Source organism: Sphingomonas morindae (assembly GCF_023822065.1).
Taxonomy (GTDB): domain Bacteria; phylum Pseudomonadota; class Alphaproteobacteria; order Sphingomonadales; family Sphingomonadaceae; genus Solisphingomonas; species Solisphingomonas morindae.
In genome coordinates, this window is record NZ_CP084930.1 from 170,637 (window position 1) to 186,753 (window position 16,117).

Annotated in this window: 14 protein-coding genes and 1 tRNA gene; 10 read left to right on the top strand and 5 right to left on the bottom strand. The window is 69.6% G+C overall.

Annotated features, from left to right (window positions below):
• Window positions 1-47 precede the first annotated feature (47 nt).
• A complete protein-coding gene (mfd, locus tag LHA26_RS00795) occupies window positions 48-3,527 on the top strand; it encodes a transcription-repair coupling factor (RefSeq protein WP_252166861.1) in 3,480 nt (1,159 codons plus the stop codon).
• Between the two features lie 16 nt (window positions 3,528-3,543).
• Here mfd and LHA26_RS00800 read toward each other — a convergent pair whose 3' ends face one another.
• Window positions 3,544-5,520, bottom strand: a complete 1,977-nt coding sequence (locus LHA26_RS00800) for a putative bifunctional diguanylate cyclase/phosphodiesterase (RefSeq protein WP_252166862.1) — start codon at window positions 5,518-5,520, stop codon at window positions 3,544-3,546.
• 248 nt (window positions 5,521-5,768) lie between these two features.
• Between LHA26_RS00800 and moaA the strand changes: the two genes are divergently transcribed.
• Together moaA and LHA26_RS00810 are read left to right on the top strand one after the other, a co-directional pair.
• Entirely contained in the window at window positions 5,769-6,782 is a 1,014-nt protein-coding gene (gene moaA, locus LHA26_RS00805) for a GTP 3',8-cyclase MoaA (RefSeq protein WP_252166863.1), read from the top strand.
• A gap of 5 nt (window positions 6,783-6,787) precedes the next feature.
• Window positions 6,788-7,582: an NAD kinase gene (locus LHA26_RS00810; RefSeq protein WP_437441227.1), complete on the top strand. Its 795-nt coding sequence runs from the start codon at window positions 6,788-6,790 to the stop codon at window positions 7,580-7,582.
• Between the two features lie 68 nt (window positions 7,583-7,650).
• On the opposite strand, the gene LHA26_RS00815 is transcribed toward LHA26_RS00810, so the two are convergent.
• Both LHA26_RS00815 and LHA26_RS00820 read right to left on the bottom strand, forming a co-directional pair.
• Window positions 7,651-7,725 (bottom strand) — tRNA-Asn (locus LHA26_RS00815).
• A 45-nt stretch (window positions 7,726-7,770) separates the two neighbouring features.
• On the bottom strand, window positions 7,771-8,034 hold the full coding sequence (locus LHA26_RS00820; RefSeq protein ID WP_252166865.1) for a hypothetical protein: 264 nt from the start codon (window positions 8,032-8,034) through the stop codon (window positions 7,771-7,773).
• A gap of 384 nt (window positions 8,035-8,418) precedes the next feature.
• On the opposite strand from LHA26_RS00820, the gene cyoA reads away from it, so the two are divergent.
• The 5 genes from cyoA to LHA26_RS00845 all read left to right on the top strand — a co-directional run bounded on the left by cyoA (window position 8,419) and on the right by LHA26_RS00845 (window position 13,120).
• The gene (gene cyoA, locus LHA26_RS00825; protein WP_252166866.1) at window positions 8,419-9,333 is read left to right on the top strand and encodes a ubiquinol oxidase subunit II; all 915 of its coding nucleotides are present in this window, start codon (window positions 8,419-8,421) and stop codon (window positions 9,331-9,333) included.
• A 5-nt stretch (window positions 9,334-9,338) separates the two neighbouring features.
• Complete coding sequence (cyoB, locus tag LHA26_RS00830; protein WP_252166867.1) at window positions 9,339-11,318, top strand: cytochrome o ubiquinol oxidase subunit I; 1,980 nt, start codon at window positions 9,339-9,341, stop codon at window positions 11,316-11,318.
• Between the two features lies 1 nt (window position 11,319).
• Window positions 11,320-11,952, top strand: coding sequence for a cytochrome o ubiquinol oxidase subunit III (gene cyoC, locus LHA26_RS00835; RefSeq protein ID WP_252166868.1), 633 nt, complete (start codon window positions 11,320-11,322; stop codon window positions 11,950-11,952).
• On the top strand, window positions 11,949-12,287 hold the full coding sequence (gene cyoD, locus LHA26_RS00840) for a cytochrome o ubiquinol oxidase subunit IV (protein WP_252166869.1): 339 nt from the start codon (window positions 11,949-11,951) through the stop codon (window positions 12,285-12,287). The genes cyoC and cyoD overlap by 4 nt, the downstream gene beginning before the upstream one ends.
• Window positions 12,288-12,490: 203 nt before the next feature.
• Window positions 12,491-13,120 (top strand): FMN-binding negative transcriptional regulator, encoded by a 630-nt coding sequence (locus LHA26_RS00845; protein WP_252166870.1) that lies wholly within the window; start codon window positions 12,491-12,493, stop codon window positions 13,118-13,120.
• 78 nt (window positions 13,121-13,198) lie between these two features.
• Here LHA26_RS00845 and LHA26_RS00850 read toward each other — a convergent pair whose 3' ends face one another.
• On the bottom strand, window positions 13,199-13,957 hold the full coding sequence (locus LHA26_RS00850; RefSeq protein WP_252166871.1) for a competence/damage-inducible protein A: 759 nt from the start codon (window positions 13,955-13,957) through the stop codon (window positions 13,199-13,201).
• A gap of 47 nt (window positions 13,958-14,004) precedes the next feature.
• Between LHA26_RS00850 and map the strand changes: the two genes are divergently transcribed.
• On the top strand, window positions 14,005-14,832 hold the full coding sequence (map, locus tag LHA26_RS00855) for a type I methionyl aminopeptidase (protein WP_252166872.1): 828 nt from the start codon (window positions 14,005-14,007) through the stop codon (window positions 14,830-14,832).
• A 14-nt stretch (window positions 14,833-14,846) separates the two neighbouring features.
• A complete protein-coding gene (locus LHA26_RS00860; protein WP_252166873.1) occupies window positions 14,847-15,383 on the top strand; it encodes a peroxiredoxin in 537 nt (178 codons plus the stop codon).
• 10 nt (window positions 15,384-15,393) lie between these two features.
• Here LHA26_RS00860 and LHA26_RS00865 read toward each other — a convergent pair whose 3' ends face one another.
• Window positions 15,394-16,092 carry an endonuclease V gene (locus tag LHA26_RS00865; protein ID WP_252166874.1) on the bottom strand — a complete coding sequence of 233 codons (699 nt, stop codon included), beginning with the start codon at window positions 16,090-16,092 and terminating at the stop codon, window positions 15,394-15,396.
• Between the last annotated feature and the right edge of the window lie 25 nt (window positions 16,093-16,117).

Consider the following 16,117-nt stretch of genomic DNA (forward strand, 5'->3'; position numbering starts at 1 on the left):
GCCGATCCGCGCCGCCCCTCCCGTATCGCTTCCGCCCGGCCCCGCGCATGACTGAGCCGCTCGCCCGCATCCTCGCCGCCACGGCGCCGCTCACCCTCGCCTCGGCCCCGCCCGGCTTCCTGCCCTGGTTCGCCGCCGATCTCGCGCGCGCGGCCGCGCCGCGCGGCCGCGCCGTGTTCATCGCCGCCGATGAGGCGCAGATGCGCGGCATCGCCGACGCCGCGGGCTTCTTCGCGCCGGAGCTGGAGCTGCTCAGCTTTCCCGCCTGGGATTGCCTGCCCTATGATCGCGCCTCGCCCTCGCTGCGCATCTCGGCCGAGCGGCTGGCGACGCTGCACGCGCTCCAGGCCAAGCCCAAGGGGCCCCAGCTCCTGGTGACGACCGCCAATGCGGCGACCCAGCGCACCCTCACCCCGTTCCGCACGCGCCAGCTGGTGGCGCGGCTGGCGCCCGGCGAACGCATCGATCGCGACCGGCTGGCGGCGCTGCTGCAGGCCAATGGCTATAGCCGCACCGACACGGTGCACGATCCGGGCGAATATGCCGTGCGGGGCGGCCTGGTGGATCTCTGGCCCTCGGGCGAGACGCTGGCGCTGCGGCTGGACTTCTTCGGCGACGAGATCGAGAGCGTGCGCCGCTTCGATCCCTCCGACCAGCGGACGGTGGACCGCGTGGACGGCTTCACGCTGCTGCCCGCGTCCGAGGCGCTGCTCGACGCCGAGTCGATCAAGCGCTTCCGCTCCGGCTATCGCGAGCGCTTCGGCGCCACCGCGACGGGCGATCCGCTGTACCAGGCGGTGTCCGAGGGACGGCGGCTGGCGGGCATGGATCATTGGCTGCCGCTGTTCGAGGAGCGGCTGGCCACGCTGTTCGACCATCTCGGGCCCGACGACCGGATCGTCCGCGACAGCGGCAGCATCGGCGCGGTCGAATCCCGGATCGAGGCGATCGCCGACTATTTCGACAATCGCAAGCGCGCCCAATCCGCCGATCCGGGCAGCTATCGCCCGCTCCCGCCGGACACGCTCTACCTCTCCGCCGACGAATGGGCGGCGGCGGTGGCGGCGCGGCCGATGCACCTCGCCACGCCCTTCCGCGAGCCCGAGAGCGCGACGGTGATCGATCTCGGCGTCGAGGCCCCGCGCGATTTCGCGCCGGAGCGCACCGCCAACGAGAATGTCTATGAGGCGGTCGCCGGCCATGTCCGCGCGCTGCACCGCGCCGGCAAGAAGGTGGTGCTCGCCAGCTATACGCGCGGCTCGCGCGAACGGCTGAGCGGGCTGCTCGCGGACCACGGGCTCAGCGCGCTCGCGCCGGAGGAGAGCTGGCAGGCCGCGCTGGGCGCCGCCACCCCCAAGCCCAATGGCCGCGTCGCGCTGGCGGTGGTGCCGCTGGACCATGGCTTCACCACGCGCGACGTGGCGGTGCTGACCGAGCAGGACATGCTGGGCGACCGGCTGGTGCGGCGCGCCCGGCGGCGCAAGAGCACCGACGCCTTTCTCAACGAGCTGGCCACGCTTTCGCCGGGTGATTTCGTCGTCCATGTCGATCACGGCATCGGGCGCTACGAAGGGCTGACCTCGGTGCCCGTCGGCAAGGCGCCGCACGATTGCGTGCTGCTCTCCTATGCCGGCGGCGACAAGCTCTACGTGCCGATCGAGAATATCGACGTGCTCTCGCGCTACGGCGCGGATGCCGAGGGGGTCGCGCTGGATCGGCTGGGCGGCGTCGCCTGGCAGCAGCGCAAGGCGCGGATGAAGGAGCGCATCCGCGAGATCGCGGGCGAGCTGATGAAGACCGCCGCCGCCCGCGCGCTGCGCGCCGCCGAGGTGGCCGATGCCGCGACCGGCTATGCCGAGTTCGTCGATCGCTTCCCCTATGAGGAGACCGAGGACCAGGACCGCGCCATCGCCGAGACGCTCGAGGATCTCGCCGCCGGCCGGCCGATGGATCGGCTGGTGGTGGGCGATGTCGGCTTCGGCAAGACCGAGGTGGCGCTGCGCGCGGCCTTTGTCGCGGCGATGGCGGGCTTGCAGGTGGCGGTGGTATGCCCCACCACGCTGCTCGCGCGCCAGCATCACCAGAATTTCGTCGCGCGCTTCCAGGGCTTTCCGCTCAAGATCGGGCGGCTTTCGCGGCTCGTCGGCACGGCCGAGGCCAAGGCGGTGCGCGAGGGCCTGGCGGATGGCACGCTCGATATCGTGGTCGGCACCCATGCCGTCTTCGCCAAAACGGTAAACTTCAAGCGGCTGGGGCTGGTGATCGTCGACGAGGAGCAGCGCTTCGGCGTCACCCACAAGGAGCGGCTCAAGGCGCTCAGGACCGACGTCCACGTGCTGACCCTCACCGCCACGCCGATCCCGCGCACCCTGCAGATGGCGATGTCTGGCCTGCGCGAGCTTTCGGTGATCCAGACGCCGCCGGTCGACCGGCTGGCGGTGCGCACCTATGTCATGCCCTGGGATCCGGTGGTGCTGCGCGAGGCGCTGCTGCGCGAGCATTATCGCGGCGGCCAAGCCTATTTCGTCGCGCCGCGCGTCGCCGATCTGCCCGATATCGAGCGCTTCCTGCGCGAAGACGTGCCCGAGGTCCGCTTCGTCACCGCCCATGGCCAGATGGGCGCGACCGAGGTGGAGGAGAAGATGTCGGCCTTTTACGACCGCAAATATGACGTGCTGCTTTCCACCACGATCGTGGAGAGCGGGCTCGACATTCCCTCGGCCAACACCATCATCATCCACCGCGCGGATCGCTTCGGCCTCGCCCAGCTCTACCAGCTGCGCGGGCGGGTCGGCCGATCCAAGACGCGCGCCTATGCCTATCTCACCACCTCCGCCGGCCGGCTGATGACCGAGGCGGCCGAGAAGCGGCTGCAGGTGCTGGCCAATCTCGAGAGCCTCGGCGCCGGATTCCAGCTCGCCAGCCACGATCTCGATATTCGCGGCGCCGGCAATCTGGTGGGCGACGAGCAATCGGGCCATATCAAGGAAGTCGGCTTCGAACTGTACCAGTCGATGCTGGAGGACGCGATCCTCGTCGCCAAATCGGGCGGCGTGGATGTGCCCGAGGCCAAGACCGATTTCTCGCCGCAGATCACCGTGGACGCGCCGATCCTCATTCCCGAGGACTATGTGCCCGATCTCGATCTGCGCATGGGTCTGTACCGGCGGCTGAACGAGATCGACGACAAGCGCGGCATCGAGGCCTTCGCCGCCGAGCTGATCGACCGCTTCGGCAAGCTGCCCGAGGCGACGCGCAATCTGATCGACGTGATCGGGATCAAGCTGGATTGCCGCACCGCGCGCGTGGCCAAGCTGGATGTTGGGCCGCACGGCGCGCTCGTCACCTTCGCCGAGGGCGGCTTTCCCAATGTCCCCGGCCTGTTCGCCTATGTCGAGCGGCTCAAGGGCTCGGCGCGGCTGCGTCCCGACGAGAAGCTGGTGATCAGCCGCGCCTGGGGCGATCCGAAGGCGCGGCTGCACGGCGCCGCGCAATTGGCGAAGGGGCTGGCCAAGGCGGCGGGCTGAGCCCCGCCGCCGCCCGTCAGCCGCGTGTCTGCTGCCGCTCGATCAGCCGCGCCAAGGCCGGCACGTCGAGCGGCGGCGCGCACAGAAAGCCCTGGAAGAAGGTGCAGCCTTCCTGCGCCAACAGGGTCAGCTGCTCCTCGGTCTCGACCCCTTCGGCGACCACGGCGAGGCCGAGCGACCGCGCCATGTCGATCACCGAGCGGACGACGATGCGATCGCGCGCCGATCCCGCGATATCCTGCGCGAGCCGGCGGTCGATCTTGATCTCGTCGAGCGGCAGCGCCTTGAGATAGGCGAGGCTGGAATAGCCGGTGCCGAAATCGTCGATCGCCACCCGCACGCCGCTGGCGCGCAGCCGGGCGAGCAGCGCGGCGGCGGCGCCGAGATCGGTCATCAGCTCGCTTTCCGTCACCTCCACCGTCATCCGCTCGCGCGCGAGGCCGGCGGTGGTGATGCGGGCGAGCAGCGCATCGGCGAAATTGGGCTCGGCGATATCGGCGGCGGCGACGTTGATGGCGACATGGAGCCGACCCAGCGGCCCCGTCCAGCCGGCGGCGGTGGCGAGCGCCTTTTCCTGCACATGGGTGGAAAGCTCGACGAGATAGTCCGAGCGCTCCGCGGCGGCGAACAGCGCCTCGGCGCCCAGTTCGCCCAGCAGCGGATGGCGCCAGCGCGCCAGCGCCTCCACCCCCACGATCCGCCCGGTCGCGATCGAGACCTGAGGCTGCCACAGTATCTCGATCCGGTCCTCGTCGAGCGCGAGGCGCAGATCCAGCTCCAGCCGGCGATCCTCGGCGCGGCGGCTCTCCTCGCCATGGGTGAAGACGCGCACCCGCGCCGTCTCGCCCTCGCGCGCGTCGGCGAGCGCGAGGCTGGCCTGGCGCAGCAGATCGCCGGCATCGCGCGCGCCCGCCCGCGCCGGCGCGATCCCTACCCGCGCGGCGAGCGTGACGACATGATCGCCCGCGACGAACGGCCGCGCGATCGCGCCGACCAGCTCGGTGGCGAGCAGCTCCGCCTCTTCGAGCGATGTCGGCCCCGGCAGCCCGACCGCGAACTCAGCCCCCGCCAGCCGCGCGACCAGCCGCCGCCGGCCATGGCCGGGCACCGCCAGCCGCTCGATCCGGCGGCCGACGGCGCGGATGATGGTATCGCCCACCGCGCGCCCGAAGGCGGCGTTCACCATGTCGAACCGGCTGAGCCCGATCAGGATCAGCACCAGCGGCGGATCCAGATCGGCGCGATGCCCGAGCCGTCCCTCCAGCCAGCGCCGGGCGCCGCGCATGTCTTCCAGCCCGGTGAGCGGATCGCGCGGCGCATTCTCGACGCCGAAGCCCTGGTCCACCGGCTCGACATGGCCGATGATCGCGCCGCCTTCCGCCATCAGATGGTGCGCCACGCGGCGCCCGTCGGGCGCGTTGTGCGCGAAGGAGGCGACCCCGCCGCGCGCCAGCACGCGCTCGATCGCCTGGAGCGCGGCGCGCAGCCCGCCGCGGCCGAGCGCGGGCAGCAGCGCGCCGCGCGCCACGGTTTCCGGCTCGGTGGGGTGGCCTATCGCGCCCGCCAGCGCCGCGCTCAGCGCCACGCGGTGCGGCAGCGACGGCGACCAGCGCCACAGCTTGGCCTCCTCCGCGACCAGCGCGGCGCGGCGGCGGAAGCCCTGCTCGCCCCCGGCTAGGCGTTCGGCATGGCGGGTGGCGAAGCGCAGCGCCTGGAGCAGCTCGCCCTCGCTGACCGGACCGGCGAGATAATGGGTGGCGCCGGCCTCGAAGGTGGCGGCGATCACCGAGGCGTCGCGCCGGGTGAGGAGCACCAGCATGGCCGCGCCATTGGCCTGCACGGCATCGGCCAGCGCGCGCGCCGCCGCCAGGCCTTCCACCAGCGCCTCGCGCGCATCGATCAGCGCCACCGCCGCCCCGGAGGCGAGGAAGCGGCGTTCGAGCCCATGCGGGCGGCGCGCGGCGATGACCGGCCAGCCGGCCTTCTCGACCATGCGCGCGAGTTCATCGCGATGGCGGATGGACAGAAGAAACAGCGGGACCGCACCCGCCGGCACCAGATCGGTAATCGAAACCTCCCCGCCCCAAAGGGACGATGCCCCCACGGCCGACAAGCGCTGCTTAGGAGCCGCGCGGCCTCGCGCCAATTGCGTAACCCCTACGCCCTGTCCCATGCTGGCCCTATCGCTTTGCGACACCGTGCCCTTGTCCCGAGCCGGAGGGCATCCTAGCTGTGCGCGACATGGATGCGTCGCCCCGCCCTCAGGCCGCCCCGCTGATCGACGGTTTCGGCCGCCGAATCACCTATCTGCGCCTGTCGGTGACGGATCGCTGCGATTTGCGCTGCCGCTATTGCATGAGCGAGGCGATGACCTTCCTGCCGCGCGCGGAGGTGCTGACGCTCGAGGAGATGGAGGCGATCGTCACCGCCTTTGTCGAGCGCGGGATCAAGAAGGTGCGGCTGACCGGGGGCGAGCCGCTGGTGCGGCGCGGCCTGCCCGCGCTGGCCCGCGCCATCGGCCGGCATCTCGCCACCGGCGCGCTGGAGGAGCTGACGCTCACCACCAACGCCACCCGCCTCGCCGATCATGCCGAGGCGCTGTACGCGGCCGGCGTGCGACGCGTGAATGTGAGCCTGGACAGCCTCGATCCGGAGCGGTTCCGCACCATCACCCGCACCGGCGATCTCGGCCGCGTGCTGGAGGGCATCGCCGCTGGCCGCGCCGCGGGGCTCGCCATCAAGATCAACATGGTGGCGCTGAAGGGCCTGAACGAGGACGAGATTGGCGACATGCTTCGTTGGTGCGCGGCGGCCGGCCATGATCTGACGCTGATCGAGACCATGCCGCTCGGCGTGGTCGAGGAGGATCGCACCGATCGCTATCTGCCGCTGGATGGCGTGCGCCGCACGCTGGAGGAGCGGTTCGGCCTGATCGCCGACGGGCACCGCTCGGGCGGGCCGGCGCGCTACGCGCTGGTGCCGGGCACCACCACGCGGATCGGCTTCATCACCCCACTCACCGGCAATTTCTGCGACGGCTGCAACCGCGTGCGGCTCACCGCGTCCGGCCGGCTGTACATGTGCCTGGGCCATGACGACCGCGTCGATCTCAAACAGGCGTGGCGGACGGGCGGGCGGCCGGCGCTGGATGCCGCGATCGACGCGGCGCTGGGGCTGAAGCCGCTGCGCCACGAGTTCCGCATCGACGCGGCGGCGCCGGCGGTGGCGCGGCACATGAGCGTCACCGGCGGATGAACGGCGTGCGCGGGCGCGACACGCGCCGCACCGAGAGCCGGCTGGCGCTCGTCGCCTCGCCGACGCCCGCCGCGCAGCAGGCCGCCGCCACCTTCGCGCAGCGCTACGAATTCGTGCCGCTGGACGAGGCCGATATCGTCATCGCGCTGGGCGGCGACGGCTTTCTGCTCCAGACGCTGCACACCATGCTGGACCGCCACCGCATCAAGCCGGTGTTTGGCATGAATCTCGGCACGGTCGGCTTTCTCATGAACGAGTGGCGGATGGACGCGCTCGACGAGCGGCTGGCGCGCGCGCGGCGCTTCTCGGTCACGCCGCTGCGGATGGAGGCCGAGACGGTGGACGGGGAGAGCTTCTCCAGCGCCGCGATCAACGAAGTCTCGCTGCTGCGCGAGACGCGCCAGACTGCCTGGATCGAAGTGTCCGTGGATGGCCGCGTGGTGCTGCCGGAGCTGGTGTGCGACGGCGTGCTCGCCGCCACCGCCGCGGGCTCGACCGCCTATAATCTCTCCGCCCAGGGGCCGATCCTGCCGCTCGGCTCGGGGCTGGTCGCGCTCACGCCGATCAGCGCCTTCCGCCCGCGTCGCTGGCGCGGGGCGATCCTGCCCGAAAGCGCCAAGATCAGCTTCCGCGTGCTCGATCCCGTGAAACGGCCGGTCTCGGCGGTGGCCGATCAGCGCGAGGTACGCGACGTGGCGCTGGTGCGCGTCGGCATCGACCGCGCCACCTGCCTGTCACTGCTGTTCGATCCCGACCATGCGCTGGACGATCGCATCACCATGGAGCAGTTCGCCGTCTGAGCGCGGACGCGGCATAGGCGGCGCGCGCCGCGAGCGCGGCGGGCGGCGTGACGGCGAAATCTGGAAAATGGCTCCCCGGGCCGGATTCGAACCAGCGACCGATCGGTTAACAGCCGATTGCTCTACCGCTGAGCTACCGGGGAACAGCCCGCCGCGCAGGGCGCCGTCGGGCGAGGCGGGCCTATGCCTCAGCCATGCGCCCCTGGCAAGCCCGGCGTGAGAGACTTTTTTGCCCGGCCCGGAAATCGGTGGATCGTCGCCCCGGCCAGCGGCCGGCTCTCGCCAGGCTGCGGATAGTTGAGCCCGATCAGGCAGGTGATGGCGGCAAACAGCAGGAACAATCCGATCGCGATGGTCGGTTCGCTGGGCACGGTGCAGCCGGCGGTGAACAAGGTCAGGCCGAACAACAGGGCCGACGAACAGCAAAGGTTCGCGGACAGGCGGTTGTGCATCAGGCTTCTCCTCTTCGCCGGCTGGAGCGATCGACGGAAAACCGCCGCCATCCTGTTCCGGCCCGTTCAGCGTCTGCCGCTTTCCAACGCTTGTCACGCGAATTCGTCATGCTTAGACTTTTTAGCTTGACAGGCTGTTCGCAGCCGCAGCGCGGTGCGTGCCGCCTCCCTGTGCCAGGATGCAGCGAACGCATGATGCGCTGCGCAATTCCGTATTGAGATGCGACGAAATTTGGTCCACGGAACCATTCCGTGAGTCGTCCAACGCGCCATCGCACGAGCCGAAAACGGCCACGAAGCGAGCCCTAGAGCCTTCCGCTCTCGCCCGTATCCACAGTCTTGCGCGTCGCGCTCGCGGCGCCTCCGCATAGGTACAACATCGCAATGGCCGCAAAGATCCATCCCCGCCGGGCCCTCCGCCTCGCCGCCCTGGCGCCGCTGACGCTGCTGGCGGGGTGCGACTGGGCGCTGGTCGCGCCGCAGGGCATGATCGGCATGGAAAACCGCTCCACCATCCTGTGGGCCACGCTGCTCATGCTGATCGTGGTGGTGCCGGTGATCGGGATGACGCTGGGGTTCGCCTGGCGCTACCGCGCGAACAACCTCGCCGCCGACTATGCGCCCGAATGGTCGCACAGCAATGCGATCGAGGTGGTGATCTGGACGATCCCGGCGCTGATCGTCGCCGCACTGGCCTGGATCGCCTATGACACGACGCACCGGCTGGATCCCTTCCGGCCGATCGCCTCGGCGGCCAAGCCGGTGGAGGTGCAGGTCGTCTCGCTCGACTGGAAATGGCTGTTCATCTATCCCGAATATGGCGTGGCGAGCGTGAACGAGCTGGCCATGCCCGTGGGCCGGCCGGTGAATTTCTCGATCACCTCGGCCTCGGTGATGAACAGCTTCTTCATCCCGCGCCTCGGCAGCCAGATCTATTCCATGGCCGGGATGCAGACCAAGCTGCACCTGCTGGCGGACAAGCCCGGCACCTATGAGGGCATCTCCGCCAATTTCTCGGGCGACGGCTTCGCCGACATGCGCTTCGCCGCCAAGGCGATGGACCAGAAAGGCTTCGACGCCTGGATCGCGGCCGCGCGCAAGGCGCCCGGCGCGCTCGACCTCGCTTCGTACCACGCGCTCGAGAAACCGAGCGAAAACCTGCCGGTCCGCCAATATGGCAGCGTTTCGCCCAATCTCTTCAACGGCATCCTTATGGCCGGCATGAACCCCGTGCGCGAGCAGCGCACCGTGGTGCCCAACGACGCCGCCCATACGCCCGGCCACGCCCACCAGGATTGAAGGACATGAGTCTCATCTTCGGCAAGCTGACGCTTGCGGACATTCCGTACCAGGAGCCGATCATCATGGGCGCGACCGCGTTCATGGGGATCGTCACGCTGGCGATCGCGGGTTTCGTGCTGAAGGGGCGGCACCTGCCCTATCTGTGGCGCGAATGGCTGACTTCGGTGGATCACAAGCGCATCGGCGTGATGTACGTGATCCTCGCGGCGGTGATGCTGCTGCGCGGCTTTTCCGACGCGATCATGATGCGCTCGCAGCAGGCGCTCGCCGCCGGCGGCGCGCACGGCTATCTGCCGCCGGACCATTTCGACCAGGTCTTCACCGCCCATGGCGTGATCATGATCTTCTTCATGGCCATGCCCTTCGTGATCGGGCTGATGAACCTCGTCGTGCCGCTCCAGATCGGCGCGCGCGACGTGGCCTTCCCCTATCTCAACTCGCTGAGCTTCTGGCTCACCGTGTCGGGCGCGGTGCTGATCAACCTGTCGCTCTTCATCGGCGAGTTCGCGCGCACCGGCTGGCTGGCCTATCCGCCGCTCTCGGAGCTGACCTATTCGCCCGGCGTCGGCGTCGACTATTATATCTGGGCGCTGCAGATCTCGGGCGTGGGCACGACGCTGGCCGGCGTCAACTTCATCGCCACCATCCTGAAGATGCGCGCGCCGGGCATGCACATGATGCGGATGCCCGTGTTCACCTGGACGGCGCTCTGCACCAACATGCTGATCGTCGCGGCCTTCCCCATCCTGACCATCACCTTGGCCGAGCTTTCGCTCGATCGCTATCTGGGCTTCCACTTCTTCACGAACGACGCGGGCGGCAACCCGATGATGTACGTGAACCTGATCTGGGCCTGGGGCCATCCCGAGGTGTACATCCTGATCCTGCCGATGTTCGGCGCCTTCTCCGAGATCGTCTCGACCTTTTCGGGCAAGCCGCTGTTCGGCTACAAGTCGATGGTCTACGCGACCATGGCGATCGCGGGCCTGTCCTTCGTGGTCTGGCTCCACCACTTCTTCACCATGGGCTCGGGCGCCAACGTCAACACCTTCTTCGGCATCACCACGATGGTGATCTCGGTGCCGACGGGCGTGAAGATCTTCAACTGGCTGTTCACCATGTACAAGGGCCGGGTGCGCATGACCGTGCCCGTGCTGTGGACGATCGGCTTCATGATCACCTTCACCATCGGCGGCATGACCGGCGTGATGATGGCGCTGCCCGCGGCCGATTTCGTGCTCCACAACTCGCTGTTCCTGATCGCGCACTTCCACAATACGATCATCGGCGGCGTGGTGTTCGGCTGTTTCGCGGCCTATAACTACTGGTTCCCCAAGGCGTTCGGCTTCACGCTCAACGAGCGCCTGGGCAAGGCCGCCTTCTGGTGCTGGCTGATCGGCTTCTACATGGCCTTCATGCCGCTCTACGCGCTCGGCTTCATGGGCGTGACGCGGCGCCTCCAGCATTATCAGAACCTGGCGTGGCAGCCCTATTTCATCGTCGCCGCCTGCGGCGCCGCGATCATCTTCACGGGCATCATCCTCCAGGCCGCGCAGCTGGTCGTCAGCATCCGCGACCGCGAGGCGAACCGCGACCTGACGGGCGATCCCTGGAACGGCCGCACGCTGGAGTGGGCGGTGGCCTCGCCCGCGCCCTTCTACAATTTCGCCGAGACGCCCAAGATCACCGGGCTCGACGCCTGGCACCTGATGAAGAAGGCAGGCGCGCGGCCCGTGCCGGCGGTCTTCGCGCCGATCCACATGCCGCGCAACACCTGGGCGGGCTTCGTGATCGGCCTGCTCGGCGTGCCGCTGGGCTTCGCGCTGGTGTGGCACATGTGGCCGCTCGCCATCGCCAGCTTCGTGGCGGTGATCGGCTGCTCGATCGTCCACGCCTTCAACACCGACCGCGACTATTACGTCCCCGCCGAACAGGTGGCGGAGACCGAGGGTCGCAACGCCGCACTCGCCAAGGCCGCCTGACATGACCAGCACCACCTTCGATCCGCACGCGCTCGGCCATGGCCACGGCCATGGCGAGGAGGACGGGCATCACGACCAGGCCGGGACCGTGAAGCTCGGCTTCTGGATCTACCTGATGAGCGACTGCGTGCTCTTCTCGGGCCTGTTCGCCTCCTATGCGGTGATGTCCACCGCCTTTGCCGGCGGCCCGACGCCGCGCACGCTGTTCGAGCTGCCCTATGTGGCGGTGGAGACGGCGCTGCTGCTCTTCTCCTCGCTCTCCTACGGCATCGCGATGATCGCGGCGCACCAGGGCCGCAAGGGCATGACGATGGCGTGGCTGGTCGTCACCGCGCTGCTCGGCCTCGGCTTCATCGGCATGGAGGTGAACGAGTTCGCCAAGCTGATCGCGGAAGGCGCCGGGCCGGACCGATCGGGCTGGCTCTCCTCCTTCTTCGCGCTGGTCGGCACGCACGGGCTGCACGTCACCGCCGGGCTGGTGTGGATGACGGTAATGCTCGTCCAGCTCGCCAAATTCGGGCTCAACGACATGACGCTGCGGCGGCTGACCTGCCTGTCGCTGTTCTGGCACTTTCTCGACGTGGTCTGGATCGGCGTGTTCAGCTTCGTCTATCTGATGGGAGTTTCGGCATGAGCGCGCACGCGCACGCGGCGGACCATGCGCCGACCCTCAAGCCCTATGTGATCGGTTTCGTGGCGGCGGTGCTGCTCACCATCCTGCCCTTCGGCGCGGTGATGGCGGGCAGCGTCTCGGGTGCGACGGCGGTCTGGCTGATCATGGGCGCGGCGGCGGTGCAGATGGTGGTGCACCTCGTCTATTTCCTCCATCTCGACGGCTCGACCGACCGCTGGACGCTGTGGGCGCTGGGCTTCACGGTGATGGTGCTGGCGATCATCCTCGGCGGCTCGCTCTGGGTGATGTACCATCTCAACCACAATATGATGATGCAGATGCCGCTGCAGGGCTGAGCCCCGCGCCGGCCCCGGCCCAAGACCCGCCGCCCCGCCTGCCCCGATCCGGGCCGGCGGGGCGTGTGCGTTTTTGGCGCCGCGCGCGGCCTCTCCGGGGGCGGGCGGCCCGCGCGCTCCTATGCCCCGGCGCGCGCGCCATGCGCCGGCGTTTTCGGTCCGTGGCGATGGCCTAGTTCCCCGCGCCGCGCTACGTCGGGCGGATGTATCGTCCGCCGGCCTTTCGCGAAACGCACCCCGAGAGGCTGCATGCCGCCATCCGCGCCCACCCGCTGGCGACGCTCGTCAGCCATGGCGCGGCGGGGCTGACCGCGAACCTCATCCCCTTCACCCTGCATGGCGAGGGCGCGGCGGCCGTGTTGCGCGCGCATCTGGCCAGGGCCAATGATCAGCTGGCGGATCTGAGGCAGTCCGCGCCGGTTCTGGTGATCTTCCAGGGGCCGCAGGCCTATGTCAGCCCCGGCTGGTATCCGACCAAGGCCGAGCATGGGAAGGTGGTGCCGACCTGGAACTACATCATGGTGCAGGTGCGCGGCACGCCCCGGGTGATCGATTGTCCGGTGTGGCTGCGCGCGCAGATCGACCAGCTGACGGACGCGCAGGAAGGCGGCCGCGCGCGGCCATGGCGGCTCGAGGATGCGCCCGACGGATTCGTCGCGGCGCAGATGGGTGGCATAGTCGGGCTCGAGATCCCGGTGTCGCACATCGAGGGCAAGTGGAAGCTCAGCCAGAACCAGCCCGAGCGCAATCGCATCGGCGTGGAGCAGGGCCTGCGCGCGGACGGGCGCGCGGACATGGCGGAGATGATGGCCGCGCGCCGCGCACCGGACTGAGGGGCGCGTTCCCGAGCGCGGGGACGGAGGCGGGCGGCGATCGTAGCCGGCGCCGCGCGTGCCGCGCGACGGCGGGCGCTAGATGCCGCCCCGCACCGTTTCGTGGCCGAGCGCGCCGAGCGCGGCGGCGAGATCGTCCACGCAGCGCTCTGCGGCCTCGGCGGCGACCGAGCGGACCACGAAATTGGCGCCCACCCGCCCCTCGCGGAAAAAGGGATAGCTGCCGATCTGGCAGCCTTCATGGCCGCGCTCGGCCTCGCGGAGCAGATCGGCCACCTCGCTCTCGCCCACCCAGCAGCCGAGCGTGCGCGACACGACAGGCAGCCCGCCCTCGAGCGTGCCGGTCAGCGACTCGAGCATCGCGGCGGTGATGTGCGGCACGCCGGCCATGATGAAGATCGCGCCGAGCCGGATGCCCGGCGCGCCGGACACGCTGTTCTCGATCAGCGTCGCGCCCGCCGGCACCCGCGCCATGCGCAGCCGCGCCTCGGTGAGGCCGCCGCGCGTGGCGTAATAGCTTTCGAGGATCGCGCGGGCGCGCGGGTGCACCACCACCTCGAGCCCGAAGGCGGCGGCGATCGCATCGACCGTGATATCGTCGTGCGTCGGCCCGATGCCGCCGGTGGTGAAGCAATAATCGTTGCGGCCGGCGAGCGTCGTCACCGCCTCGCCGATCGCGGCGGCGTCATCGGCGACGACGCGCACCTCGGCCAGGCGGATGCCCTGGACATTGAGCCAGCTGGCCAGCTGGGCGATGTTGCGGTCCTGCGTCCGGCCGGACAGGATCTCGTCGCCGATGACGACGAGGGCGGCTTTCCAGATACGGTTCGCGTCCATCGCGCGCCGGCATAGCGGAGCCGGGCGCGAGACGCTATATAGCGGCGATGACCAGCTATGTTTCCGTGTCCGCCGAGGACGTGATCGAGCGCGACGGCGCGATCAAGCTTTATGACGAGGCCGGCTTCGCCGGGATGCGCGCGGCCGGGCGGCTGGCCGCGTCGATCCTGGATGCGCTGGCGCCGCACGTGGTGCCCGGCGTCGCCACGGAGACGCTGGACGACATGGTGCGGCAATTGACGCTGGATGCCGGCGCGGTGCCCGGCACGCTCGGCTATCGCGGCTATACGCACAGCTCGTGCATCTCGATCAACCATGTCGTCTGCCATGGCATTCCCGGCCCCAAGGCGCTGCGCGAGGGCGATATCGTCAATATCGACGTGACCCCCGTGGTGGATGGCTGGCATGGCGATACCAGCCGCATGTTCCTGGTGGGCGACGTGCCGCTCAAGGCGCGGCGGCTGGTGGATGTCACCTATGAGTGCCTGATGCTGGGCATCGAACAGGCCCGGCCCGGCAATCGGCTGGGCGATATCAGCCATGCGATCCAGACCTATGCCGAGAAGCATCGCTACGGCGTGGTGCGCGATTTCTGCGGCCATGGCGTGGGCCGCGTGTTTCACGACGCGCCCGAGGTGGTGCATATCGGCCGCCCCGGCACCGGGCCCGAGCTGAAGCCCGGCATGATCTTCACCATCGAGCCGATGATCAATATCGGGCGGCCCGACGTGAAGATGCTCGACGATGGCTGGACGGCGGTGACGCGCGACCGGTCGCTCTCCGCGCAGTTCGAGCATTCGATCGGCATCACCGAGAGCGGTTGCGAGATTTTCACGCTCTCGCCGGCGGGTTATACCAAGCCTCCCTATTTCTGAGGAGCGCCTGTCCGATGAAGATGCCGCTGATCCCCGCCTGCGCCGCGCTGCTGCTGTGCACCGCTCCGGCGATGGCGGCGCTGCCCGTGGGGGCGCCCGCGCCCGGCTTCGCCACCCAGGCGAGCCTGGCGGGCAAGCCGATGCCCTTCGATCTGGCGCGCGCGCTGAAGAAGGGGCCGGTGGTGCTCTATTTCTACCCCGCCGCCTTCACCTCGGGCTGCACCGTGGAGGCGCATGATTTCGCCGAGGCGACCGACGAGTTCCACAAGCTGGGCGCGACGGTGATCGGCATGTCGGCCGATCCGATCGACGTGCTCAACCGCTTCTCGGTGGCCGAATGCCGCAACAAGTTCGCGGTCGGCTCGGCGACGCCGCGGATCATCGCCGATTATGACGTGAAGCTCGCCACTTCCTCGCGCGCCAACCGCACCAGCTATGTCATCGCGCCCGATGGCAGGATCCTCTTCGCCTATTCGGCGATGGATCCGGCGGGCCATGTCGCCAAGACGCTGGCGGCGGTGAAGGCCTGGAAGGCGCAGCACAAGGGCTGAGCCGGGCCGCTCACGCCGACGTGGCGCCCGCCGCCTCCCAGGCGCGGCGGGCGGCGTTGGCGGCATCATGGGCGCGCCGGATCGGCAGCGGCTGGCGGCGGCCCTCGCCCACCGACCGGATCAGCGCGAGCGCGCTCTCCAGGCTGACGCGGTGGCCGATGCTGACGAAGATGGGCTTGGCACGGGCGCGGCTGCGCAGCGCCAGGCCGATCAGCTCGCCGCGATCGACCAGCGGCGCCGTCGCCCCCGCCGCCTCGCCCAGCACCCCCTCGACCTGTCCGCAGAGCAGCGACTTGGCGACGCCGATCGTCGGCCAGTCGAGCAGCACGCCAATATGGCTGGCGATGCCGCAGCGGCGCGGATGCGCCCGGCCCTGGCCGTCGACGATCAGCAGATCGGGCTTTTCCGCCAGCCGCGCCCAGGCGGCGAGCAGCGCCGGTGCCTCGCGAAAGCCGAGATAGCCCGGCACATAGGGAAAGGGCGGCACGATCGTGGCGGTGGCCGCCGCGCCCGCGAGCGGCGCGATGGCGGCATGGATCGGGCCGCGGCTGTCGCGCCAGCGCATCGACGTGTCGGCACCGGCGAGGCTGGGGGCGGCGGGGAAGCGATCGACCATCTCCACGCGCGCGGCGATGGCGCGCTGGATCGCGGTGGCCTGGGTGAGCGTGGCCGGGTTCAGCCATGCTTGCGCATCAGGGACGACGCCCATAGCTGTCGCCTCGGCGTTGGTCCGA